The 23,554-nt window shown below is 69.4% G+C and carries 25 protein-coding genes; 12 read left to right on the top strand and 13 right to left on the bottom strand.

The window, feature by feature from the left end:
• The 6 genes from VHC04_RS03570 to VHC04_RS03545 form a co-directional block, all read right to left on the bottom strand.
• Entirely contained in the window at positions 1-1,077 is a 1,077-nt protein-coding gene (locus VHC04_RS03570; RefSeq protein ID WP_325678018.1) for an HlyD family secretion protein, read from the bottom strand.
• 45 nt (positions 1,078-1,122) lie between these two features.
• Positions 1,123-1,434 carry an antibiotic biosynthesis monooxygenase family protein gene (locus VHC04_RS03565; RefSeq protein ID WP_325678016.1) on the bottom strand — a complete coding sequence of 104 codons (312 nt, stop codon included), beginning with the start codon at positions 1,432-1,434 and terminating at the stop codon, positions 1,123-1,125.
• 172 nt (positions 1,435-1,606) lie between these two features.
• Positions 1,607-2,566, bottom strand: a complete 960-nt coding sequence (gene lpxK / locus VHC04_RS03560; RefSeq protein ID WP_325678014.1) for a tetraacyldisaccharide 4'-kinase — start codon at positions 2,564-2,566, stop codon at positions 1,607-1,609.
• Positions 2,567-2,678: 112 nt separating this feature from the next.
• Positions 2,679-3,947: a 3-deoxy-D-manno-octulosonic acid transferase gene (locus VHC04_RS03555; RefSeq protein WP_325678012.1), complete on the bottom strand. Its 1,269-nt coding sequence runs from the start codon at positions 3,945-3,947 to the stop codon at positions 2,679-2,681.
• Positions 3,948-4,123: 176 nt separating this feature from the next.
• A complete protein-coding gene (locus VHC04_RS03550) occupies positions 4,124-4,816 on the bottom strand; it encodes a lysophospholipid acyltransferase family protein (protein WP_325678010.1) in 693 nt (230 codons plus the stop codon).
• Between the two features lie 39 nt (positions 4,817-4,855).
• Entirely contained in the window at positions 4,856-5,779 is a 924-nt protein-coding gene (locus VHC04_RS03545) for a lipase family protein (RefSeq protein ID WP_325678008.1), read from the bottom strand.
• Positions 5,780-5,938: 159 nt separating this feature from the next.
• Between VHC04_RS03545 and dnaQ the strand changes: the two genes are divergently transcribed.
• Positions 5,939-6,640 (top strand): DNA polymerase III subunit epsilon, encoded by a 702-nt coding sequence (gene dnaQ / locus VHC04_RS03540; RefSeq protein WP_325678005.1) that lies wholly within the window; start codon positions 5,939-5,941, stop codon positions 6,638-6,640.
• 157 nt (positions 6,641-6,797) lie between these two features.
• On the opposite strand, the gene VHC04_RS03535 is transcribed toward dnaQ, so the two are convergent.
• Positions 6,798-7,400: an alpha/beta hydrolase family protein gene (locus VHC04_RS03535; protein ID WP_325678003.1), complete on the bottom strand. Its 603-nt coding sequence runs from the start codon at positions 7,398-7,400 to the stop codon at positions 6,798-6,800.
• Between the two features lie 552 nt (positions 7,401-7,952).
• Between VHC04_RS03535 and VHC04_RS03530 the strand changes: the two genes are divergently transcribed.
• The 7 genes from VHC04_RS03530 (at position 7,953) to VHC04_RS03500 (ending at position 13,873) form a co-directional block, all read left to right on the top strand.
• On the top strand, positions 7,953-8,291 hold the full coding sequence (locus tag VHC04_RS03530; protein ID WP_325678001.1) for an ArsR/SmtB family transcription factor: 339 nt from the start codon (positions 7,953-7,955) through the stop codon (positions 8,289-8,291).
• Complete coding sequence (locus tag VHC04_RS03525; protein WP_325677999.1) at positions 8,288-8,755, top strand: SRPBCC domain-containing protein; 468 nt, start codon at positions 8,288-8,290, stop codon at positions 8,753-8,755. The genes VHC04_RS03530 and VHC04_RS03525 overlap by 4 nt, the downstream gene beginning before the upstream one ends.
• Positions 8,752-9,396: a glutathione S-transferase family protein gene (locus VHC04_RS03520; protein ID WP_325677997.1), complete on the top strand. Its 645-nt coding sequence runs from the start codon at positions 8,752-8,754 to the stop codon at positions 9,394-9,396. Before VHC04_RS03525 ends, VHC04_RS03520 begins: the two co-directional genes overlap by 4 nt.
• 141 nt (positions 9,397-9,537) lie before the next feature.
• Positions 9,538-10,503: an AAA family ATPase gene (locus VHC04_RS03515; protein WP_325677995.1), complete on the top strand. Its 966-nt coding sequence runs from the start codon at positions 9,538-9,540 to the stop codon at positions 10,501-10,503.
• A complete protein-coding gene (locus tag VHC04_RS03510; RefSeq protein ID WP_325677993.1) occupies positions 10,500-11,945 on the top strand; it encodes a VWA domain-containing protein in 1,446 nt (481 codons plus the stop codon). Before VHC04_RS03515 ends, VHC04_RS03510 begins: the two co-directional genes overlap by 4 nt.
• A gap of 47 nt (positions 11,946-11,992) precedes the next feature.
• Complete coding sequence (gene mtgA, locus VHC04_RS03505; RefSeq protein WP_325677990.1) at positions 11,993-12,634, top strand: monofunctional biosynthetic peptidoglycan transglycosylase; 642 nt, start codon at positions 11,993-11,995, stop codon at positions 12,632-12,634.
• 171 nt (positions 12,635-12,805) lie between these two features.
• Entirely contained in the window at positions 12,806-13,873 is a 1,068-nt protein-coding gene (locus VHC04_RS03500; protein ID WP_325677988.1) for a cyclase family protein, read from the top strand.
• Positions 13,874-14,060: 187 nt separating this feature from the next.
• Here the strand turns inward: VHC04_RS03500 and VHC04_RS03495 are convergent, their stop codons facing one another.
• The gene (locus VHC04_RS03495) at positions 14,061-14,693 is read right to left on the bottom strand and encodes an ABC transporter substrate-binding protein (protein ID WP_325677986.1); all 633 of its coding nucleotides are present in this window, start codon (positions 14,691-14,693) and stop codon (positions 14,061-14,063) included.
• A 569-nt stretch (positions 14,694-15,262) separates the two neighbouring features.
• Here VHC04_RS03495 and VHC04_RS03490 point away from each other — a divergent pair.
• Positions 15,263-16,555, top strand: a complete 1,293-nt coding sequence (locus VHC04_RS03490) for a sulfotransferase family protein (protein ID WP_325677984.1) — start codon at positions 15,263-15,265, stop codon at positions 16,553-16,555.
• Positions 16,556-16,657: 102 nt separating this feature from the next.
• On the opposite strand, the gene VHC04_RS03485 is transcribed toward VHC04_RS03490, so the two are convergent.
• A complete protein-coding gene (locus VHC04_RS03485) occupies positions 16,658-16,891 on the bottom strand; it encodes a DUF1127 domain-containing protein (RefSeq protein ID WP_325677982.1) in 234 nt (77 codons plus the stop codon).
• Positions 16,892-16,998: 107 nt separating this feature from the next.
• On the opposite strand from VHC04_RS03485, the gene VHC04_RS03480 reads away from it, so the two are divergent.
• A complete protein-coding gene (locus tag VHC04_RS03480) occupies positions 16,999-17,892 on the top strand; it encodes a LysR substrate-binding domain-containing protein (protein WP_325677980.1) in 894 nt (297 codons plus the stop codon).
• 247 nt (positions 17,893-18,139) lie between these two features.
• Positions 18,140-18,496 (top strand): hypothetical protein, encoded by a 357-nt coding sequence (locus tag VHC04_RS03475; RefSeq protein ID WP_325677978.1) that lies wholly within the window; start codon positions 18,140-18,142, stop codon positions 18,494-18,496.
• 264 nt (positions 18,497-18,760) lie between these two features.
• Here VHC04_RS03475 and VHC04_RS03470 read toward each other — a convergent pair whose 3' ends face one another.
• The 4 genes from VHC04_RS03470 to VHC04_RS03455 form a co-directional block, all read right to left on the bottom strand.
• Positions 18,761-19,240: a VOC family protein gene (locus VHC04_RS03470; protein ID WP_325677976.1), complete on the bottom strand. Its 480-nt coding sequence runs from the start codon at positions 19,238-19,240 to the stop codon at positions 18,761-18,763.
• Positions 19,241-19,308: 68 nt separating this feature from the next.
• The gene (locus VHC04_RS03465) at positions 19,309-20,124 is read right to left on the bottom strand and encodes a gamma-glutamyl-gamma-aminobutyrate hydrolase family protein (protein ID WP_325677974.1); all 816 of its coding nucleotides are present in this window, start codon (positions 20,122-20,124) and stop codon (positions 19,309-19,311) included.
• 118 nt (positions 20,125-20,242) lie between these two features.
• On the bottom strand, positions 20,243-20,902 hold the full coding sequence (locus VHC04_RS03460) for a LolA family protein (RefSeq protein WP_325677972.1): 660 nt from the start codon (positions 20,900-20,902) through the stop codon (positions 20,243-20,245).
• A 169-nt stretch (positions 20,903-21,071) separates the two neighbouring features.
• Entirely contained in the window at positions 21,072-22,313 is a 1,242-nt protein-coding gene (locus VHC04_RS03455) for an MFS transporter (RefSeq protein ID WP_325677970.1), read from the bottom strand.
• Between the two features lie 57 nt (positions 22,314-22,370).
• Between VHC04_RS03455 and VHC04_RS03450 the strand changes: the two genes are divergently transcribed.
• A complete protein-coding gene (locus VHC04_RS03450; RefSeq protein ID WP_325677968.1) occupies positions 22,371-23,186 on the top strand; it encodes an AraC family transcriptional regulator in 816 nt (271 codons plus the stop codon).
• Positions 23,187-23,554 lie beyond the last annotated feature (368 nt).

Raw genomic sequence — 23,554 nt, 5'->3', positions numbered from 1 at the left:
TCACACCGGCGGCAGCCGGACCTGCAGGTTGGCCGGCCATTCCACGCGCGGATCAAGCCGGACATAGGCCATTCCCGGCAGCCCGGTCTTCACCTGGGTGATGTATTTCCGCAGCAGGTCGGGGCTGATCCGCGCCTTGACGCGGAACATCAGCTTCAGCCGCTCCTCCTGCGTTTCCACCGTCTTCGGCGTGAACTGCGCGACGTCGGAGACCAGGGAGACCTCGGCCGGAATGACATATTGCGGCACCGCGTCCAGGACGATGCGGACCTCGGTGCCCATGGCGACGCGGCCGGCGGCCTCGGTGGGCAGGAAGAACGTCATATAGACATCGCTCAGGTCGACCATGTTCAGCACCCGGCCGCCGGCGCCCAGCACCTCGCCGATCTGCGCGATCCGGTACTGGATGCGCCCATCGCGGGGCGCGCGGAGCTGGCTGTCATCGATATCGGCCTGGATGCGTTCGATCGTGGCCTTGGCCGCCTCCACCGCCGCCTGGGCGCTGATGACGCCGGATTTGGCCGAGGCCAGCGCGGCGTCGCTGGCGGCCACCTGCGCCATGGCGGTGCCGAGGGCGGCCCGGGCGCCTTGGAAGCTGGCGCGGTCGTCGTCGAGGCGCTGGACGGGGGCGGCGCCGCGCGGCACCAGGTCCTCCGAGCGGACGAGGTTCTGGCGTGCCAGGTCCAGCTGCGCCTCCCGCTGCGCGACGATGGCCTGGTTGGCGGCTTTCTCGGCCTCCCGCTGGGTGATCAGGCTGTTCGCGGCGTCGACCTCGATGCCGGCGCGCTTCAACTGCGCCTCGGCCTCGCGCCGTTCCGCTTCCAGCACCAGCGTGTCCATGCGGGCCACGACCTCGCCGGCGGTGACGAAATCGCCTTCGTTGACCAGGATGTCCTTGATGCGGCCGGCGATCTTGGTGGCGATGTCGATGTCGGTGCCCTCGACGCGGCCGTTGCCGCTGGCGAAGCCGGCGGGCAGGCCGTGCGGGCGGAGGATCTGCCAGCCGAGGACGGCCACGCCGACGACGACCAGGGCAAGGACCGCCGGCCTGATCCAGCTCCTGCTCGCCCGGGTCATGGCGTGCGGGTCATGGCGTGCGGGTCACGGCGCGCTGATCGCGTCCTATCCGACCGTCTGAATGACTTCGAACCCCTCGAATTCCGGGTGGCCGAGATACATCGGCTTGTTGGAGCCGGCGCCGGCATGCGCTTTCCGAAATGCCTCCGACTTCGTCCATGCTTCGAACGCCGCCCGGCTGGCCCAGATGGTGTGGGAGGAATACAGGATGTGGTCGTCCTTGGCCGGCCCTTTCAGCAGGTGGAAGACCTTGAAGCCGGGAACGTCCTTCAGGAAGCTGTCGCGGCTGGACCAGACTTCCTCGAACGCCTGGGCGGCGCCGGGCAGGACCTTGAAGCGGTTCATGGCGATGAACATGGGATGGCTCCTCTCGATGATGGAGCGTGTGTAGCAGATGGATGCGCGCATGGCTTCGGCCGGCATGCCTTGGATGCGTGGCGCGGGTGCCAGATGGGCTGTGTCGCTGGGCTGCGTCGCTGGGCTGTGTCGCCGGGCTGCGTCGCGGGGGACGTGGCGGGGCGGCGGGACCTCAGAGCCGGCCGAGAATCGCCTCGATCGCTGCCGCGTCGTCCCAGGCCAGGCCGACGCCGATGACGGTAACCCGGGACCGGAAGGCCGATGGCAGGCGCACGGCGTCTTTCGGGGTGGTGACCAGCCTGGCGTCCTGGCGGTCGGCGTCGCGGGTCAGCGCGTCCAGTTCGGCGGCGGCAAACGGATGGTGGTCGGGGAACGGCCGCGCCTCGACCAGGATGGCACCGGCGGCTCGCAGTGGCGCGAAGAACTTTTCCGGCCGGGCGATGCCGGCGAAGGCCAGGACCCGGCGCCCGGCCAGGCCGGCGATGGCCCGATCCTGCACCAGGCTGGCGCGCAGCACCGGCAGGGACGGGGGCAGCCGAGCCAGGGCGCCGGTGGCGTCTGGGCCGATCAGGATGGCGGCATGCGATCGCGCGGCGGCGGCGGCAACCGGCTCGCGCAGGGGACCGGCCGGCAGGACGCGGCCATTGCCGAAGCCGCTGGCGCCGTCGATGACCAGCAGGCTGACGCTCTTCGCCAAGGTCGGGTTCTGCAGCCCGTCATCCATCAGCAGCACCTGCGCGCCGGCCGCGACCGCCGCCCGGGCGCTCGCCGCGCGATCGGCGCCGGTCCAGGTGGGGGCGACCGCGGCCAGCAGCAACGCCTCGTCGCCGACCATGGCGGCGTTGTCGGTCGGCTGGACACGGCGGGGGCCGCGGGCGCCGCCGCCATAGCCGCGCAGCAGGATGTGCACGTCCAGGCCGCGCCGGCGCAGGCGCTGCGCCAGGTCCAGCACCAGCGTGGTCTTGCCGGCCCCGCCGACGGTGGCGTTGCCGCAGCAGATCACCGGCACCGGCGCCCGCCAGCCCGGCCGTGCCACCCGCCGCGCGGTCAGGGCGGTGCCGACCGCCGAGAGCGGCGCCAGCAGGCGGGACAGGGCGGTGTCGCGAGACCAGAAGGCGGGCGCGCGCGTCATGTCAGAGCCGCGCGCGTGCTGGCCGGCGGGCTGTTCCTCCCTCTCCTGGCCGTCATGCAGCCGGGCCTCGTCCAGCTGGGCGTCGTCCAGGCGAGCGCCGTCCAGCCGGGTGTCATGCCGGCATCAGCGCCAGCAGCGCCTCGGCGGTGCGCGCGGGCAGGTCGGCGTGGCGCTGGATGACGGCGGCGGCGCGCTCACCCATGCGGCGGCGGGCATCGGGATCGGCCAGCATGGCGCGGACGAAGGCGGCCAGATCGGGGCCATTGGCGACGCGGCGCAGCCCGCCCGCCTGTTCCAGCACCGACACGGCATGCGCGAAATTGCCCATGTGCGGCCCGGCGGCGATGGCGCAGCCCAGGCGAGCCGGCTCCAGCGGGTTCTGCCCGCCGCCGGGCGGCAGCAGGGAACGGCCGACGAACGCGATCGGCGCCAGGCGATACCACAGCCCCATCTCCCCCACCGTGTCGGTGATCCACAGCCCGGCCATGCCGGGCGGCCCCTCGCCGGCGCCGCGCCTGGCCGCCCGCAGCTCGGCGGCCAGGGCCGGACCGCGTTGCGGGTGGCGGGGTGCGACGATGGTGATCAGGCCGGGCCAGGCGGGGGCGAGGGCCTGATGGACGGTGGCGATCTGTGCCTCCTCGCCGGGATGGGTGCTGGCGGCCAGCCAGACCGGCCGGCCGGCCAGGGCGGCGGTCAGCCGGTCCAGCTCGACCTGGTCCACCGGCAGCGGGGCGGCGGCGAATTTCAGGTCGCCGGGACAGTCCACGGACGTCGCGCCCAGGGCGCGCAGGCGGTCGGCGTCCTGCTGGCCGCGCGCCTGGATGTGGGCGAAGGCGCCCAGCAGGTGGCGGGCGATGCCGGGCACTCTGCGCCAGCGGGCGAAGCTGCGGTCCGACATGCGGGCATTGATCAGCACCAGCGGGATTCCGGCCGCCCGGCAGGCGGCGAGCTGGTTGGGCCACAGCTCGCTTTCGACGAAGCAGGCGGCGTCGGGCCGCCAATGCGCCAGGAACCGGTCCACCCAGGCGGGCACGTCCAGCGGCGCAAAGCGGGGCAGCACGTGGCGGTCCAGCCCCAGCTCCGGCAGCCGGCGCGCCAGCAGGTCCTGCGAGGTCACCGTGCCGGTGGTCAGCAGCACATGGGTGCGCGGCACCAGGGCGGACAGCACCGGCAGGATCGATTGCGTCTCCCCCACGCTGGCGGCGTGCATCCACAGCAGCCGCCCATCGGGTCTCGGCGCCGGGTCGATGCCCTGGCGCTCATCCAGGCGCGCGGCGATCTCCCGCCCGCTGCGCGCGCGGCGGCGCAGGTTCAGCCGCAGCGCGGGCGCCAGGAGGGCACCGGTCAGGTGCCAGCCCGCGGCGGCGATTGAGCCGCTCATGGCCAAGGCCCCGCGGCGGCGATTGAGCCGCTCATGGCCAAGACCCCCGCGGCGGCAGCGGAGAGGGGCGCGCGGTAACGGACGCGCGAAGCGCTCCGGCCAAGGCGGGGTGGTGCCGGGCAGCGAGCTTGGCGAAGGGCGCTGTCCTTGACGCCGAGCCCGGGCGGAGGAGGCCTTCATCCCGCAGGGCAAAGTCGCTCGGCGCGGTCGGCGACTTCCTGCAGGGCGGCGGTGATCTGCGGCACCGTCTCCTTCCACGCATCGCGCGGCACCCGGATCGTGGCGCCGAATACCATGACCGCGCGGCCGAAGGGCAGCGGGATCGCCATGCGGTCCCAGGTGCGCAACTGAATGCGCCGGCTGGTGCGGGCGGCGCAGGGCAGGATCGGCACTTCCGCCAGCGCGGCCAGCTGTGCCACGCCCGGTGCCGCCTGGTGCCGTGGCCCGCGCGGCCCGTCCGGCGCCAGCGCGATCATGTCGCCGCGCGCCAGGGCCCCCAGCATCGCCCGCAGGCTGGCGGCGCCCCCCTTCGACGCCCCGTCCTTCGAGGTGGACCCGTGGATCGAATCGACCCCGAACCGCTTCACCGCCGCGGCGATGAACCGGCCGTCGCGGTGGCGGCTGACCAGTACATAGACGCCGGTGCGGCGATAGACCGTCTGGCGGCGGCCCAGGGCGGGGAGTTGCGGCATCAAGGGAAGGAATTCGTGCCAGAAGGCGAACACCGCCGGCTGCCCGGCGGCATGCGGAACGAAATGCGCCTGCCCGTCGATCGACCAGCGCTGGGTACGCAGGGCGAGCCACAGATACAGGCTCAGAAGCTTCGCCAGCAGGAGCTGGACCGGCGCGGACCGCAGGAACGACTTCATCGGCGCGCGGGTAGCACGCGAGGCACCGGGCGGGAAAGGTTACAGCGCGCCCAAGGCCGCCAGGTAGCGGTCCGCGAAGTGGTCACGGATGGCGCGGGGCTGCGCTTCGATCAGCTTCGCGATCACCGGGTTGGCGGCGGGGAAGGCGGGCAATTCCGGCGCGGTGGGACCGGTGGCGCCGGCCAGGGCGGTGCGCACCTCGGCGAGCAGGCTCAAATCGGCCGCCGGGTCGCCGGGTTCCGGCACGCCGCCGAAGCGGCCGCCATGCGGGCAGGCCAGCGCGTGGCCGACATGACGGAAATCGAACGGGCTGGCGGCGGGCGGGACGCGGGTGACAAGGTCCTCGCCCAGCACCAGCCGGTAGGTGCGGTCCCCCAGCAGCGCGTCATAGGCGTCCGCGAACAGAGCGGTGCCAGCGCGTGGCATGCCCATGGTATAGACGCCGGCGATCCGTGGCAGCCATGCGCCGGACGGGTCGGTGGCGAGGTCGTAGGCGGCGGTGACGGCGATCGCGCCCCCCAGGGAATGGCCGGCCAGATAGATCGGCCCCGCCGGTGGCAAGGCGGGGTGCACATCCTGCCGCACCGCCGCGTAGGCGGCGGAAAACCCGCTGGTGATGCCGTTCGCCGAGGGCCTTATATCCAGGTCATGCGCCCAGTTCAGCAGGTTGTCCGGCTCTGTCCCGGCGAAGGCGATGACGGCGGCATCACCGGCGCGGGCGACATAGCCGAAGGTGGTGAAGATCGGAATCTGGCCGTAGAAGTGGCCGCGCAGCACCGTCAGCCCGGTCCAGCCCCAGCGGCCCAGGATGCGGCGCGCCTTGGCCTCATCCCGCACCTCATAGGCCAGCTGCGATGCCCAGCCGAGGGTGATCGCCGTGGCCAGGCTGAAGCCGGGGGATCCCGGCAGCGCGGCGACGCGGCCAGGGTAGGCGGTTTCCTGGAAGGCGGTGAGGAATCCCATGCCGCGTGTGTAGCCGGGGCGGGCCGGGCTGTCTCGGCGGTTTGTGCCGAATGGTTTCCGCCGAATGGTTTGTGGTGGCGCCGGCGGGGCGGGGCTGGCATCCCGGACCGACGGCTTCGGGGATGGGCCCGAGTCGCAGTCGGGGGACGCCGCCGCGCCATGGACCAGACCGCGCCCACGCTGGGCATCCGTTCGGTTCTGTTCGACACCGAGACCACCGGGCTGGACCCGCTGAACGGGGACCGGGTGATCGAGATCGCGGCGCTGGAGCTGATCAACGACCTGCCGACCGGGCGGCATTTTCACACGCTGATCGACCCGAAGCGGGACGTGCCGGCCGAGGCGTCGCGCATCCACGGCTTCACCAATGCGGATCTGGAGGGGAAGCCGACCTTCGAGCAGATCGCCGCCGACCTGCTGGCCTTCCTGGGCGACGGCAAGCTGGTGGCGCACAACGCGCCGTTCGATTTCGGTTTTCTGAACATGGAGTTCGGCCGGATCGGGCTGCCCAGGCTGGGTCCGGAGCGCATGGTGGACACGCTGGCGCTGGCGAAGGTGCGGTTTCCGGGGATGCCGAACAGCCTGGATGCGTTGTGCCGGCGGTATGAGATCGACCTGTCGGCGCGGACGACCCACAACGCGCTGCTGGACTGCCGGCTGCTGGCGGACGTGTATGTGGAGCTGACGGGCGGACGGCAGCGCGGGCTGTCGCTGGCGACGGATGACCGGCGGGGGCCGCTGGTGGTGTATACGCACACGGGGCCGCGGACGCCCCGGCTGATCGTGCCGAGCGAGGCGGAGCTGGCGGCGCATGCGGCGTTCGTGGGGCGGATCAAGGAGGCGATTTGGCGGTTGGGGTAGGCGTTGCGTGCCGCCGCGGCCGCCCGGTCTAGTAAGTGCGTTACCGTAATAATAACGCGGTTCACCGACCCTCGATCATCTCGCCGGGCATATCCGAATGATTTCGTTGCCCGTCATGAGCATGGTGCCGACCGTGAGATCGGTACAGCCTTCCGGCTCACAGTGGCTGGCCTCCCTTCGTGAGATGCCGGCTGAAGAACGCCACCATCAGCGCCCACTCCCGGTTTCGGGACGCCGCGCGGAAGCTGTGCCCTTCACCGTCGAAGAAATGCGCTTCGGGCGGCGACCCGCTCCTGGTCATACGCGCGACCAGTCGTCGCGCCATGTCGGCGTCCCATGTCATGTCTTCCGTGCCCTGGGCGATGAAAACGGGGTAGGGAACCGGACCCGGGCAAAGCCGCGTTCCTGGCCGGGTTCGCTCGTGCGAGCTGCGCCAGGACCACGCGGGCCGCGCCCGGTCGCCCGCCCAGGGTTTCCCGGTCTGGAAGTCAGCCACAATGAAGGCGGGCCATGTTGCGTCCGGCGGAGAATGGACGGCGACGGCGTCGGGTACCTCTGCGCAGCCATCCTCCGCCAGGAGCTGGCCGACCAGCAAGGCATGCTCCGCCCCGCGCGAAACGCCAAACAGGCCTACCCCGCGGCGGAATGGCGCCATCTCCGCCCGCATCGCGGCCAGCGCCGCCTGGGTACCTTCCAAAGGCACGTCGTCGATGTCCGGATACGTCAGCCACCGAGCGTTCCGCGTGTAGGTACGGCTCAATGCCGCGAAGCCGTTGGCCGCGAACAGGGCGCAGTGGAGGTCGTTCCAGCCGGCCCAGCCCCCTCGCTACCGTGCAAGCACACGATGCCACCCTGCGGAGTGCCGGATGGCCAATACATGGTCTCCCCGGTCGATGCCACGGTTTGTCGGATAGAGAGGGGCATCCCCAAACCAGTTCCATGCCCGTGCAAGTTTGCGATCTCCCTCACTCGGGGCATTTCAACATCCCGATTGCCGCCATCAGGTTGCGTGTGGCGATCGCCGAGACGCCGCCTTTCATCGTCTCTCCGGCTGCCGGGCAATTCAAGCCCGCCGCCCTCGGCGACCCGCTCCGCGGCTTCGCGACCTGAGCTGCCCGGCAGCCGGAGAACCCTGCTCGGCATGCGTTCGACGGTGGGCTGCGCGGGCAGTGGGAAGGCCGGTCGCGGGACCGGCTTCCGACGTTCGCCCACCTGGAAGCGGCGGCACAATCCAGCCCTGCCCGCCTGACTCCCTTGACAGCCCCGCCACTCCTCATATTTAAATATAACGTTAAATAGAACCATGCACCCGATGCCGGACCCGCTGACAAAAACCCTCACCGCCCTCGCCGATCCCACCCGCCGCGCCATCCTCGCGCGCCTCGCGCGGGGGGAGGCGACGGTGAACGACCTCGCCGCCCCGTTCCCGATCAGCCTCCCGGCCATCTCCCGCCACCTGAAAGTGCTGGAGGCCGCCGGCCTGATCACCCGCGGGCGGGACGCGCAGTGGCGCCCGTGCCGCCTGCGGGCCGACCCGCTCAAGGCCGTCGACGACTTCCTCGGCCCCTACCGCCGGTTCTGGACCGGCAGCTTCGACCGCATGGACGCCTACCTGGCCGAACTCCAGGCCAAACCGGAGGACCCCGCATGACAGCCACCCAGACCGACGACGACCTGCTGATCGTCCGCAGCTTCGATGCCCCGGCCGCGCTGATCTTCCGGCTGTGGACAGACCCCGCGCATTTCCGCCGCTGGATCGGTCCGAAAGAGTTCGAGTGCATCGAGACCGCCATCGACCTGCGGGTCGGCGGCGCCTACCACGCCGTCATCCGCTCCCCCGGCACCGGCGACAGTCGTTTCAGCGGCGTCTACCGGGAGATCGAGCCGAACCGCCGCCTGGTCTTCACCTTCGCCTGGCACGAAGGTCCCGCGGCCGGCGTCGAAACGCTGGTCACCATCCTGCTGGAGGAACGCGACGGCCGCACCACCCAGACCTTCCACCAGGCCCCGTTCCTGAAAGCGGAACACCGCGATTCGCATCGCGGCGGCTGGAACAGCACGTTCGACCGCCTGGCGGACTATGCGATCACGCAACGGAGGCAGGATCAACGATGATCACCATCACCGCCTTTGCCTGGGTGCCCGGGTTTGCCCAGGGCCATGTCAAGGACCTGCGGGTGCGCTGGGCGCTGGAGGAGGCCGGGCTGCCCTACCAGACCCGCCTGCTGCGCCAGGGCGACCAGGACACGCCGGAATACCGCGCGCTGCAACCGTTCGGCCAGGTGCCCGTATTGCAGCAGGACGGGCTGACCCTGTTCGAGTCCGGCGCCATCGTCCTGCATATCGGCGAACGGTCCGAGGCGCTGCTGCCCCGCGATCCCGCCGCCCGCGCGCGTGCCATTCAATATGTATTCGCGGCGCTCAACTCGATCGAGCCCCATACGGCCGCCCTTGCCGCGGTGGAGGTGTTCCACGCCGACCAGCCCTGGGCACCGCTGCGCCGGCCGAGCCTGGAGGCGTTCGCGCGGGGGCGGCTGACCGGGCTGGCGAAGGCGCTGGGACGCAAGCCCTTTCTCGACGGCGACCAGTTCACCGTCGGCGACCTGATCATGGCGACGGTGCTGCGCGACCTGGGCGACCGGCCGGTCCTGGCCGAACATTCCAACCTGGTCGACTATGTCGCGCGCTGCGCCGGCCGCCCCGCCTTCATCCGCGCATTGAACGCCCAGCTGGCCGACTTCCGGCGCGCGGCCTGATTCCGATCCAGCGGCCCGGTGCGCCGGTCCGGCTTTCAGGCCGCCCAGCCCGGATCGCCGGTCTGTTTCCCGCCAGCGGCGTTTGACAATCGCCGCCGCTGGTGCGATCCGGACCTACCGAACAGTAAGCTGGAGCCGAATGTGAACGACGCGCTTCCCCGCGGCGAGCCGATCTCGCTGCCCTCGATCGACGCCGTGGAGCAGGGCCTGGGCGAAGCCGGCTATATCGCCAACCGCCAGATCTCCACCGCCGTCTACATGGCGCATCACCTGCAGAAGCCGATGCTCGTGGAAGGCCCCGCCGGCGTCGGCAAGACGGAGCTGGCGAAGTCGGTGGCGTCCTGGCTGAAACTGCCGCTGATCCGCATGCAGTGCTATGAAGGCCTGGATGAGGCGAAGGCGCTGTATGAATGGAAATACGGCAAGCAGCTTCTGTACACCCAGATCCTGAAGGACAAGATCAACTCGGTGATCGGCGAGGCCGATGGCCTGACCGCCGCGCTGGCCAAGCTGCACGCCTTCGGTGACATCTTCTACTCGCATGAGTTCCTGGAACCGCGCCCGCTGCTCCGCGCGCTGGAGCAGCCGCACGGCGCGGTGCTGCTGATCGATGAGATCGACAAGTCGGACCAGGAGTTCGAGGCGTTCCTGCTGGAAATCCTGTCCGACTACCAGGTGACCATCCCCGAAATCGGCACCGTGCACGCCGTTACGCCGCCGATCGTGCTGCTGACCTCGAACAGCACGCGCGACCTCGGCGACGCGCTGAAGCGCCGCTGCCTGCACCTGCATATCGGCTTCCCGGATGAAAAGCTGGAAGCCAGGATCATCGCTTCCCGCGTGCCGGGGATCGATGCCAGCCTGCTGAAGCAGCTCGTCAGCTTCGCCCAGCAGCTGCGGGCGATGGACCTGAAGAAAGTACCCTCGGTCAGCGAAACGATCGACTGGGGCAAGGTGATGCTGCTGCTGCACGCGCCGGCGCTGGACGTGGAGCTGGTGCGCGACACGCTGAACGTCGTGCTGAAATTCGAAGCCGATATCGAGGCCGCCAACAAGCAGCTCGCCGCCATGACTCACAAGGCTCGGCAGGACGGCGGGCTGGCGTGAGCGGCACCCAGGCTCGCACGGCAGCGGCGGCAGCGGCGGCACCGGCATCCGAACCGCTGCGGCGGTTCCTGCAGGTGGCGCGCGGCGCCGGGCTGCGCGTGTCGGCCGCCGAAGGGATCGACGCCGCCCGCACGGTGGAGATCGTCGGCTACACCGATCGCACGGTGCTGAAGGACGCGCTGGGCCTGGTGCTGGCGAAGACGCCGGACGAAAAGCAGCTGTATGACGAGGCGTTCGACCTGTTCTTCAAGCGGGACGAATTCTCCGATGCCAGCAGCGATCGCGACGGTGCGCCGCCGGATGCGGACGCGATGCCCGAAGGCGATCCGTTCGCCCCACCCTCCGGCGGCCCCGGCGGCGAGGGCATGGGCGGGTCCGGCGGCCAGTCGCTGGGCCAGCTGCTGGCCGGTGACGATCGCGCGGCGCTGGCGCAGGCGATGGAGCAGGCGGCGCGGGATGCCGGTATCGAGACGATCCGCTTCTTCACGCAGAAGAACCTCTACGCCCGGCGTATCCTGGACCGTATGGGCCTGCGCCAGGTGGAGCGTGGGATCGAGGCACTGCGGCAGAGCGGCACGCCCGAGGGGCTGAGCCGGGCCCAGTTCATGGAAGGCCGGCTGGAGCAATTGCGCGACGCCGTGCGCGACTTCGTCGAGCGCAACCTGGTGCTGTTCGCCCGCGGCGAGACGGAAAAGTTCCGGGAAGAACTGCTGAAATCCGCCCGCCTGTCGAACCTGGAGCGGCGGGACCTGGACCGGATGCGCGTCCTGGTACGGCAGATGGCGAAGAAGCTTGCCGCCCGCTACGCGCAGACCCGCCGCGTGCGGCTGCGCGGCGTGCTGGACACGCGCCGCACCATCCGCCGCAACATGGGCTGGGGCGGCGTCCCCTTCGTCACGGTATGGAAACAGAAGCGCATCGAGAAGCCGCGCGTCATGGTGCTGTGCGACGTCTCCGGCTCCGTCGCCGCGATGTCGCAGTTCCTGCTGATGTTCCTGTACGCGCTGAACGAGACGATGTCGGACATCCGTTCCTTCGCCTTCGCCGGATCGCTGATGGAAGTGTCGGACATCCTGGAGAAGGAGCCGGTGGAGGAAGCGATCAGCAAGATCATGTCGCTGATCGGCTACGGATCCTCCAACTACGGAAACTCCCTCGCCGATTTCGCCGATGGCTGGATGCGCTACGTGACCAACAAGACGACGATCATCATCCTGGGCGACGCGCGTGGCAACCGCACCGACCCGCGCACCGAGATCATGAATGAGCTGTCGTTGCGTGCGAAACGGATCATCTGGCTGAACCCGGAATACCGCTCCGCCTGGGGCACCGGCGATTCCGACATGTACCGCTACGCGCCGTTCTGCAACGTGGTGACCGTGTGCAACACGCTGCGGCACCTGGAACGCGTGATCAGCGACATCCTGGAGGACGCGGCCTGAGGCTGTTCCGGCGGCCGGCGTCGAAGGCGGGGCGGATCGCGCTGCGCGTGGCGGTGATCGCCGCGCTGACACCGACGCTGCTGATCGTGCTGTTCCGTTTCGTGCCGGTGCCGATGACGCCGCTGATGGTGCTGCGGCTGGCGCAGGGCCATGGCTGGCATCATCGATGGGTGCCGCTGGACCGCATCAGCCCCGACCTGGCCAAGGCGGTGATCGCGTCCGAGGATAACTGGTTCTGCGCCGAATGGTTCGGCTTCGACGTCCATGCGCTGGGTGACCAGATCGCGGCGTTGAGCGAAGGCGAGTATGCGCGCGGCGCCAGCACCATCACCATGCAGACGGCGAAGAACCTGTTCCTGCTGCCCGGCCGCGACTGGTTGCGCAAGGGTATCGAGGCGCTGCTGACGCCGCAGATCGCCGTGCTATGGCCGAAGCAGCGGGTGCTGGAGGTCTATCTGAACATCGTCGAGTTCGGTCCCGGCATCTATGGCGCCGAGGCGGCCGCGCGCGCCTTCTTCGGCCGCCCCGCCGCCGGCCTGACGCGGCAGCAGGCAGTCCAGCTTGCAGTGGTGCTGCCGAACCCGCTGGAATGGTCGGCCGCGGCGCCGACCTCTTATCTGAAGGAACGGGCCGCCGTCATCGACCGCCGCATCGGCCAGCTCGGCTGGCTGCTGTCCTGCGCGCGATAAAGCGTGATCCTGTCATGCTTTATCCCCTCTTTGATTCAAAAGGCGTGATTCACGCCTTCCAACCGCCGGCTTCAGACGATCGCGCTCCCGGTGCCGCGCCGCGCACTCTCGACAGGCTCGCCGAATACCGTACCTTTGGCGGTATCCGACAACCAAACGGGGACCTCGTTCATGCCCGCCGACACCACGCAAGCCACCCCGCGCTGGAAGCGCCGCCCCGAAGGCTCCACCTGGGGGGATTTCGGTCCCGATGACCAGTTGGGCCGCCTGAACCTGGTGACGCCGCAGAAGGTGCTGCAGGGCATCGCCGAGGTGAAGACCGGCAAGACCTTCTGCCTGTCGCTGCCGCTGGACTATCCGGGCGGCAACATCATCAATCCCCGCCGCCACCCGCCGGTGCTGCGCCCGACGGAGCGCAACGGCCGCCCGAACATGAACTATCCGCTGCGCTGTGACGATCCCACCGCGCTGGACGTGGTGTGCGACGACCAGGTCGTGCTGACTCTGCAATATTCCACCCAATGGGACAGCCTGTCGCATGTCGGCCAGTATTTCGACGCCGATGGCGACGGCGTGCCCGAGGACTGTTTTTATAATGGATTCCGAGCGGGAACGGATATCGTGGGGCCGGTGCTGTATGATTCGAAGGGGAATCAGACGCCGACCAACGAGGTCCCCGGCGCGCGCCGTCTGGGGGTGGAGAACATGGCCGTTTCCTGCGTGCAGGGCCGCGCCGTGATGATCGACCTGGAGGCGCATTTCGGTCGCTCCGGCAGGATCGTCGGCTATGAGGACCTGATGATGGTGCTCGACAAGGACAAGGTGTCCGTCGAGACCGGGGATTTCGTGTGCATCCGCACCGGGTTCGCCCAGCTGTTGCTGGACATGCACAAGCAGCCGGATCCGAAGGTGCTGTTCTCCACCACCTCGGCGCTGGACGGGCGGGATGAGCGGCTGCGGCAATGGGTGACCGATAGCGGCGCCGTCGCGCTGCTGGCCGACAATTACGCGGTGGAGGCCGCGCCGGCGCGGCCCTGTGCCGATGATTTCTGCGCCACCCTGCCGCTGCACAACCACTGCCTGTTCAAGCTGGGCTGCTACCTGGGCGAGATGTGGTACCTGACGGAGCTGGCCGACTGGCTGCGCGCGAACCGGCGCAACCGGTTCCTGCTGACGGCGCCGCCGCTGCGTCTGCCGGGCGCCGTCGGCTCCCCGGCGACACCGGTCGCCACCGTCTGACGGGTCGCGCCGCCGGTCCGCGGCCCAGGACCGGACGCGGCCCAGACCGGCGGCCGCGCGCGGGGCGCCTGCGTCCGTCCCGGCTGTCAGCCCGCCGATGTCACCCCGCCGGTGTCACACTGGCGGTGTCACACTGGCGGTGTCACCCCCCGGTGCCACCTTGGCGGGTGTCGCGCCGCTGGCGCGGTCACCCCGAGAGGGCGGCCGACTTGGTGCGCAGGCTTTCCGCCAGGGCCGGCGCGCCGCCCTTCGCCAGCAGGCGGCGGAAATCGGACCGCTGGACGGCGACCCGGCTGACCGATCCGTCGGCTAGCACGTCCACGACCTTCCAGCCGCCGTTGCTGTTGCGCATCACGTAGTCCAACACGTGCTTCTCGCCCGATCTCGGAATGATCTCGGTGCGGACCACCTGGTCGTTACCGACCGCGCGCGTGCTGGGACTGACGATGAACTGTTGGCCGTTATAGGAGTCGAAGCTGTTGACGTAGGACGATACGGTGTAGCGCTCGAACGCCTCTTGCAGCATCTTCTGCTGGTCCGCCGGCAGGGTATCCCAGGTCGGTCCGACCGATTCGCGCAGGATCAGCGGCAGGTCGAACACCTGGTCGATCACCGGGTTCAGCGAGGCGTAGCGCTGCGGGAACGGCGTCGCGTTGCCCTGCTTCATGATCTGCAGCAGCCCGTCGGTCAGGCGCTGGATCGGTGCCACCGCCGGATCGTCCGCCAGGGCGGGGGTGATCGCGCCGGGCACGACCCCGGCGAACGCCGCCCCCACCGCCGCCAAAAGCAGGCCACGCCGCCGGCAAACCATTGAATTCATTCCAACATTCCCCAAGCATTGAGGGTTAGGCTCAGTCGGATAGTCACCTTCGCCCGCCACCCGTTCTGACATTTCGCCGCGCTTTCGCCCCGTTCGGCCCGCTCCCGCGCCCGCCTTCGTGCGCGTCACGTCCGGGACTCCGCCGATGCCGCCCCAGGATCGGCACGAAAATGTGCCGAATACTGGGCACGCGCCGGCCGCGCCGTTTCCTGCCCGGCCCGGACCGCACGGTCCGTGGTCAAGCTCCGGACCGCATGGTCCGTGGTCAAGCCCCGGACCGCATGGTCCGTGGTCAAGCCCCGGACCCGGAAGGATCACGGCGTGGTTCGGGACCCGACGGTCCATTGTAAGGCTCACCATATGGTTCGTGCTTGCAAAATGGCATCGGCGTCGAGAATCCGCGGGCGGAACGCCGGGCAGGGCACCAGCGCGGGCGGCCGGGTAAGGGGTTGAAACAGAGCGTGCCTGGTCGTTGAGTAACACTTGCTTGTGACCGCGCCCACCCCGACAACACGCTACATCGCGACCCGGGCCGCGGCATGTCGGGTCGTGCCAACAGGAGACGCTGTGTGACGATCTGGACCAAGGCCCTGCGGGTCGCCGACCGCGCCGCCGCCTTGCTGGGCTTGCTGGACAAGCCGTTGCAGCCGGACGATCTGATCGCCATCGCTCGGCGGCAGACCAGGCTGAGCGATTTCGGTGACGCGGATTTTGCCGACCCGCTGCGGCGGCTGCTGGCCTCGATCTCGGCCGAATCCTCGCTCAGCCTGGTCGGGCGGAGCGCCACGCGGTGGGATACGGTCCGCTTCCTCACCAATCTCCTGCACATTCAGGCCGACATGGCGCGCAACCCTGCCATCACCCGGACGCCGATCCGTAAACCGATCTTCATCACCGGCCTGCCGCGCAGCGGCACCACCTTCCTGCACCGGCTGATGATGGCCGACCCAGGCAATCGCTGCCCGCTGGTGTGGGAAACCATCTTTCCGTCGCCCGCCTCCGGCCCGGTCAGCCAGCGCGTCAGCCGGGTAAACCGCCAATTGCGTGCATTCGAATGGCTGGCCCCGCAATTCCGCAGCCTGCATCCGATCGACGCCACCTCACCACAGGAATGCAGTGAGATCACCGCCCACGTATTCCGCAGCCTGCGCTTCGACACGACCTATAACATCCCCGCCTACCGCGCCTGGCTGGACGCCGACGTCGCCCGCCACGTGCCGGCCTACCGTTTCCACCGTCGCTTCCTGCAATACCTGCAGCATCAGGAGCAGGCGGAGCACCGCTGGGTGCTGAAATGCCCGGAGCATCTGTTCGCGCTGGAAGCCATCCGTGCGGTGTATCCCGATGCAAGGCTGATCTTCGTGCATCGCGACCCTCTGAAGGTGCTGCTATCGCAGTCGCAGCTGACCCAGGTGCTGCGCGAACCGTTCAACCGCAACGTCGACGCGCTGAGCCTGGGCCGGCTGGAAAGCACCCGCTGGCTGGACGGCACGCGGCGCATGATGGCGGCCGCCGAGGCGGACGATTTCGCCGAACCGATCCACCACATCCACCACATGGACCTGATCAGCGATCCGGTGGCGACGGTCGAGGGGGCGTACCGGCATTTCGGCATGCCGTTCCCGGCCGGCGTCGCCGCCGCGATCGATCGCCATGTCGCCGCGCGGCCGAAAGGCGGCTACGGCAACAACGTCTATCAATTCAGCGATCACGGGCTGGATGAGCAGGCGGAGCGCGAGCGGTTCCGGCCGTACATGATCCGCTTCGGCATCGTCGCCGAAGCCTTGCCGGGCAAGCGCGGCGTCGCTCGTCCGCCGCGGCCGCCGGCCCCGGCGGAACGCCCGCCGCAATCGGCCGGATAGCGTCTGAGACGGATAGCGTTTGAGACGCGCCGGCGGGCCGGTTGTTTCGGCTGCCGCCCGCCGGCGCGTTTCAGGCAGGCCCCGTCTGTATGCTGACGCGCCTCAGCGATAGCGGATCGGCATCAGGTCCCAGGGCTGACGTTCCGCCTCGGCCAGCGCCGCCGCCTTGCTGATGCCGATATCGGCCAGCAGGTGGTCGGACAGCTCTGGCAGCGCCTGACGTGTCGTCTGTGTGCGGATCGCCAGACGGATCGCGGCGGCAAGGCCGCTCCAGGTGGTGACAGAGGACCGCGCCCGCGGCGCCGTCCCCAACGCTGCGCCGAGCGATTGGAACATCGGACTGACCTTTCGGTGAAACCGGAACGCTGCCGATATGGCCGGATATCGATAATCAATCAAACGAATTGATCTGATGGGTCCGATCAACAATATTGATGCCCGCCATGGCCCACTCCGCGATGCTCGACCCCGACCTGCTGCAGGCTTTCGTGCTGATCGCCGACGGCGCCACCTTTACCCAGGCGGCCAACCGCATGGGACGCACGCAGTCCGCCATCTCCATGCAGATCAAGCGGCTGGAGGAAATTCTGGGGCACCCCGTGCTGAAGCGCGCCAAGGGTGGGGCGGTGGAGGTGACGGAGCATGGGCGCTTCCTGCTGAGCCGGGCGCGAACGATCCTGGCGTTGAACGAGGAGGTGCTGAGCGCCTGCCACGCGCCGGAAATCACCGGCACGGTGCGGCTGGGCACGCCGGACGACTATGCCCTGTCTTATCTGCCGCCGATCCTGAAGCGGTTTGCCGAGACGCATCCGGCGGTGCAGGTGGATGTGGTCTGTTCCTCCTCGCCGGAGCTGGTGGAACAACTGAAGACCGGCGCGCTGGACCTGACCCTGTGCTCCGACGGCAACCAGCCGCGCGCCTGGCCGATCACGCCGCTGTGGCGCGGGCCGCTGAGCTGGATCACCTCCACCCGCCACGGTCAGCACCGGCAGAACCCGCTGCCCCTGGCGATGGCGCATCAGGAATGCGGCTGGCGCTCCGCCGCGCAGACGGCGCTGGAGAAGGCGGGCATCCGCCATCGCATCGCCTACCTGTCGGGCACGCAGGCGGGGACGCTGGCGCCGGTGGCGGCGGGGCTCGCGGTAACCGTATGCGCGCTGACCGTGCTGCCCGAGGGGTTGCGCGTGGTGCGCCCGGATGAGGGCCTGCCGCCGCTGCCGGACTTCGGTATCGTGATGTTGAAGGGGCGGTCGCCGACGCAGCCGCTGACCGATGCGCTGGCCGATCACATCGAGGCCCGCTTCAGCCGCGACATCGCCCCGCCCGTCGCTGCCTGACCGTCGCTGCGTCGCTGCCTGACCGTCTTGGGCGGGGCGTGAGCGTCCGGCGCAGGCGGTTGAAGGGCGCGGATGGAGCGGTCGATCCCCGGGGGCGCCGGCGTACGGACTCCGCGGATCGGAGCGGATCATCATCGGCTTGTGATTTGTTCATCGGTTCACCGCGCGTATCGACACCCTATCTGGCTGACGCGGGCCGCCGCACGCGCGGCGGCCTTTCGTTCCGTGTGAACATGAGGAGTGTCCGATGCTGCGACGTTCTTCCGATTGTTTCTCCGCTTGTTTCTCTGGCGCCGCGATCGTGGCGGCCGGCATGCTGGCTGTGGCCGTTCCGGCGCGTGCGCAGACGGTGATCGTGGCGCCGCCCCAGACCGTGGCGCCGCCGCCGCCGCGCGTCGAGGTGCCGCCACCGCCGCCATCCGGCCCGGTCGGCATGGCCTGGCAGCCCGGCCACTGGCGCTATACCGGCGATGCCGCCGCCGCCTGGGCCTGGCAGCCCGGCCAGTATGTCCCTATCCCGCAGGGCTACCGGAGTTGGGTGCCCGGCCAGTGGGTCCGCTCTGAAACCGGTGGATATGTCTGGCAGGACGGGCATTGGGGGTGATCCCCACTGCCCCCGCGCCGTGGCGGGGGCCGGCCAGCCACGGCTTTCCGCCGGAAAGCCTTTTTGTGTGCCCGTGCTTTTTCGGCACAGGCGGGGAAGGCAGGCTTCCGCCCGCCGTGACGGAGGGGAACGGCGGGACGGTGGTCACGGACTGTGCCCGAGGGAGTTGTGCCTGAGGGATATTGTGCCTGAGGGATCCCGGGGCCCGAGGGATGACAGCGTGTGAAGCGACGCATCCCGATTGCGTCGTTCCGATGCCAGGCGTCAGCCGCCGGGCGTTTCACCGCTGCCGGGCCGGTCGTTGGGCCACAGGCCAGGGGTGGCCACTTCAAGCGAATGATCGTCCGGGTCGCGGAAATACAGGCTGATCGACCCGTAGGGCCAAGTCAGCTCGCTCTCCACCGGCACGGCCTGGGCCAGCAGATGCGCCCGCCACGCGCCCAGCGTGTCCCGGGGGATGGCGAAGCACAGGTGCTGCACGCCCTGCCCGCCATGCCCCGGAATCACGCCGAACGGCGTCTCGCTCGGATCCTCCGACGCGCCCCGGCGGAACAGCAGCAGCGCCTCGCGGTTCGGCACCGCCAGCGCGCACATGCGGTCGTCATGCGACATGACGTTGAAGCCGAAGACGCGGCGGTAGAAGGCGATCGCGCGATCCAGATCCGCGACATAAAGGCAGGTTTCCAGGATGCGGCTGACAGGCGGCTGGCCGGGGGAATCGGTGGAGGATGGGGATGTGGTCATCGCGGGGACCGATCCTATCAGGCCGGCGCCGGCCGCTGAAATCACGCGGTGGCGATGCGCCGGATCGCCTAGTCCGCGGCGATCGACACGCCGCCCAGGCGTTGCACCTCGGCATAGCCGCGGACGACATGTCCGAACTGGTCGAAGATCGCGCGCGAGACGGCGTCCGTCCGCCAGTCATATTCCGGGTGCCATTGCACGCCGACCGCGTGGCCCAGGCAAGGGCCCTCCGAGCTCGCCACGACCCGCACCGCCTCGATCGTGCCGTCGGGCGCCACGGCTTCCACCGCCAGGCCGGGGGCGAGCCGGTTTATTCCCTGGTTGTGCAACGAATTCACCGCGATCTCGGTCGCGCCTGCCAGCTTGTGCAGCCAGCCGCCGGGCGTGATCCGCACCGCATGGGCCTTGCCTTGGCGAAGCCTTGCCGATGGCTGCATCGGCGTCGAATGATCGAACCGGTCGGGCAGATCTTGCAGCCGCTGATGCAGCGAGCCGCCCAGGGCCACGTTCAGTTCCTGAAAGCCGCGGCAGATCGCCAGAAGCGGGACACCGCGGCATACCGCCGCGCGAATGAGCGGCAGGGTAATGCCGTCACGGGCCGGATCCTCCCACGTGCCTTCGGCGTGGGGCGGACCGTCATACAGGGCAGGCTGCACGTTTGAGCGGCTGCCGGTCAGGATGATGCCGTCCAGCCGGTCCAGCAGGGTTTCGATATCCGCCATCGGCCCGTTCGCGGGCAGCAGGACCGGCACCCCGCCGATCACCTCATCCGTCGCCTTTACATAAGTGTCCGAGGCCGCGTGGTTGGGCATGCCGAACACGCCAAACTGCTTGGTGCAGCAGCTGATCCCGATCAGGGGCTTGACGACGCGGGGTGACCTCATGGCGGGAAGAACAATCCCCCAGATTCGCGGCAAAAAGAAGACAATTTCATAACACCGCGGCACATGCCCGTCACGCTTCCGATGAAAACCTCACCCGTAAACCTCACCTCCAAGAATCTCACCCCTTGCGGGCGGCGGGAGGCGCCAGCTGCTCGAACAGCGCCGGGTCGAAGCTGCCGCCCAGGCGGATATCGCTGAGCGTGACATGGGTCTCCCGCCGCTGGGCGTCGATCACCACCCATTGCCGCAGCACCAGCGGCTGATCGCTGAAGATCAGCGTCAGCGATCCGTCGCCGGGGCTGTCGGTGCGGACCAGCGTGAGCTGCAACTGGCCGGGCAGGCGCTGGATGTCGGTGACCGTGACCGCGCCGGTCAGCGTGACCTTGTCGGCGAGCAGGATGCCCAGCGGCGTGCGGGACAGCGGGATGTTGCTGGTCTGCTGCAGCGAGGCGTCGTTGAAGGTCAGCACGCCATGGCTGGCGATCAGCAGGTACGGGGCGGGCGGATCGTACTGGAAGCGCATCCGGCCCGGCCGCTCCAGCCAGGCGGTGCCCTGGGAGGTCCCGCCATCGCCGGCGACCTGGAAGAAATGCGCCTGCAGCGTCTTGATGCCGTTCAGATAGGCCTCGACGCGGGCGATGTCCGCCTGCTGCTGCGGCGTCAACCGCTCCAGCGCCGCCCGGGCGGGCGGGCTGACCGCAAGAAGCACGGGTGAGAGAAGGGTTGAAGCGAAGGCGGGAGCCAGGGCGGCGGTCAGCAAGGTTCGTCGGGTCTGCATGCGCCGCATGTGGGCGTTTTACCGCCGGAATGCAATTTTCCCCGTGGCGGGCTGTGCGTCTGCCCCATGCTGCCGCCATTGCTGCCGCCATTGCTGCCGCCATTGATGCCGCCATCGGTCCGATCACCGGCGGCCGGCACGCGGCCCCCGGTGGCCGGCCGGGCCGGAGCTATTCGGCCGCCACCGGCACCGGTGCCGCGGCCGGCGAGCCGGGAACGTCCTTCCACAGCTCCGGCTCCAGCTCCTCGGGCCGGTTCGGGAAGAACAGCGCGCAGCCCAGCGTGACGGTGGAGAACGCCGCCAGCACCAGGGTCACCGCGACCAGGCTGCCGGTCCGCTCGAACAGCGTGGCGACCAGCGGGGCCGAGGCGGCGGCGCCCAGGAAACCGACGAAGAAGCGCACCGAGTAGATGCGGGCGCGCATCTCGGGGGAGATGTAGCGGGCGGCCATCGTCTCGTTCACCGTGACCTGGCCGAAGATGGAGGCGGCGACGACCGCCGACAGCGGCATCACCATCCAGCCCTGGGCGAAGGACAGCCCGGCCATGGCCGGCGCCAGCACCAGGCTGATCGGCAGGAACACCCGCTTCAGCGTGTTGCGGTCGATCATCCGTCCGACGGTGAACTGCGTCAGCGCGCCGCACAGCGTCACCAGGAAGGCGGCGGCGCCGACCAGCGGCAGCAGCGACGGGCTGGCCGCCAGCCGGTCCTGCATCAGCTTGGGCAGCAGCAGGGTGAACGCGTTGAACACCAGGCCCGAGGAGGTCGCGATCAGCAGCAGCACGACCAGCGCGCGCCGGACCAGATAGGCGGGGATCGGCGGGAACGGGCGCGCGGTGACATGACGCTCGATATGCACGACCGAGATGCGCATCCACAGCAGGCCGACCAGGATGCACAGCGCGCCGGGCGTGATGAACGCCGCGCGCCAGCCGAAGCGCACCGCCAGGAACGCGGTGACCACCGGCGCCAGCGCCACGCCCAGATTGCCGAACACGCCGTTCACGCCGATCGACTTGCCCGGCTTGTCGCCCGCCGCCTCCACCAGCATCGTCGTGCCGATCGGGTGGTAGATTGCCGAAAAGGCGCCGGCCGCCGCCAGCGCCGCCGCCAGCGCCCAGGAGGACTGGGCCAGCCCGGCACCGATCAGCCCGGCGCCGGTGCCGACGAAGAACGCCGTCATCAGCGTCTTGCGGCCCAGCCGCTGCACCAGCCAGCCCTGCGGCAGCGAGAGCAGGCCGTACAGCACGAACATGCCGGTCGCCAGTGCCAGGATCGGGCCATAGGCGGATCCGAACGGGCTGTCGGGCCGTGCCATCGCGAGCACGGCGGTGGGCAGGATCAGCAGGCTGTAATGGGTGATCGTGTGTGCCGTATTGATGAACACGATCTGTCGTGTCGCGGGGTTCATGGCGAAAATTCCTGGCAAACGTTTTCCTGACTTGCCGGATCAGGATAGTGTGACGCGATGGCGATGTTAGGCCAAGCTCTGTCGCCAGCCGGCCAGGTGCGGCTCCGCCCGTTCGAGCGGGCGCCGCGGCCGCTGGTGGGCTATACCTGCGACTATCCCGCCGGTCACCGTACCGGCCGGCACAGCCATCCGCGCGCGCAATTGCTGTTCGCCGTCGCCGGGGTGATGCGGATCGAGACGGCCCGGGCGCTGTTCGTCATCCCGGCCGGCACCGGGCTATGGGTGCCGGCGGACACGAACCATGAGGTGCGGATGGATGGTCCGGTGGCGATGCGGGCGCTGTTCCTGCGCCCCGACGCCGCCGCCGCCGGCCCTCCGGAGGTGACGGTGATCGCCGTCTCCCCGCTGCTGCGCGAGCTGATCCTGACCGTGTGCAATGAGCCGGTGGTCTGGGACCGGCGCGGCCCGATCCGCCTGGTTGCGGCGCTGGCGCTGCATGAGATCGGCCGCGCGGCGGCGCGCCCGCTGTCACTGCCGGCTTGCCGCGACCCCAGGCTGAAGCGCGTGGCCGACTCGCTGGCCGCCGATCCGGCCGATCCGCGCGATCTGGACGCCCACGCGCTGGCCGCCGGTGCCTCGGTGCGCACGCTGACCCGGTTGTTCCGCGCCGAGACCGGCATGAGCTTCCACCAGTGGCGGCGGCAGCTGCGCATGATCGAGGCGATGGCGCTGCTGGGCCGTGGTGAGGCGCCGGCGCGCGTGGCCGCCGCGGTGGGTTTCGCCAGCGTTCCGGCCTTCGGTGCCGCGTTCCGCGAAACGTTCGGCATCACGCCATCCGCCGTGGCGCCAAGACGGGTGGACGCGGGCGTGTGATCGGTGCCGGGAACGATCCGGCTGGCGATATATGGGCGGATCAGCATATGGGCGGATCAGCCCGTTCCAATTCGAGGTCACAACGGCCGACCCGGCGATGAGGGTGACCGCGTGCCTGGCGCTCCGGGCATCGCTGCCGTTTCAGGCGTCCTGCCGGCCGGATGTCCCGCGGGAAGCGCCGGGTCGCGACCGGGGGAGGAACGGCGCTGCCGGCCGCTCGCCGTGGCAGACAATCCCAGAAATAGAAAAGCGTCGAATTTTTTTACACATGACGCGTCCCCGTTTTCGACGCCGTTGGATTCATTGTCGCTTCTCCCTGGCACGAAATGTGCGTCAGCCCGAAATGTGCTTTAGCCAAAGATGTGGTT

It is taken from the genome of Rhodopila sp., from assembly GCF_035548095.1.
Classification (GTDB): domain Bacteria; phylum Pseudomonadota; class Alphaproteobacteria; order Acetobacterales; family Acetobacteraceae; genus Rhodopila.
Note: the sequence above shows the minus strand (reverse complement) of the source record. Positions and strands in the feature narration are given on the sequence as shown.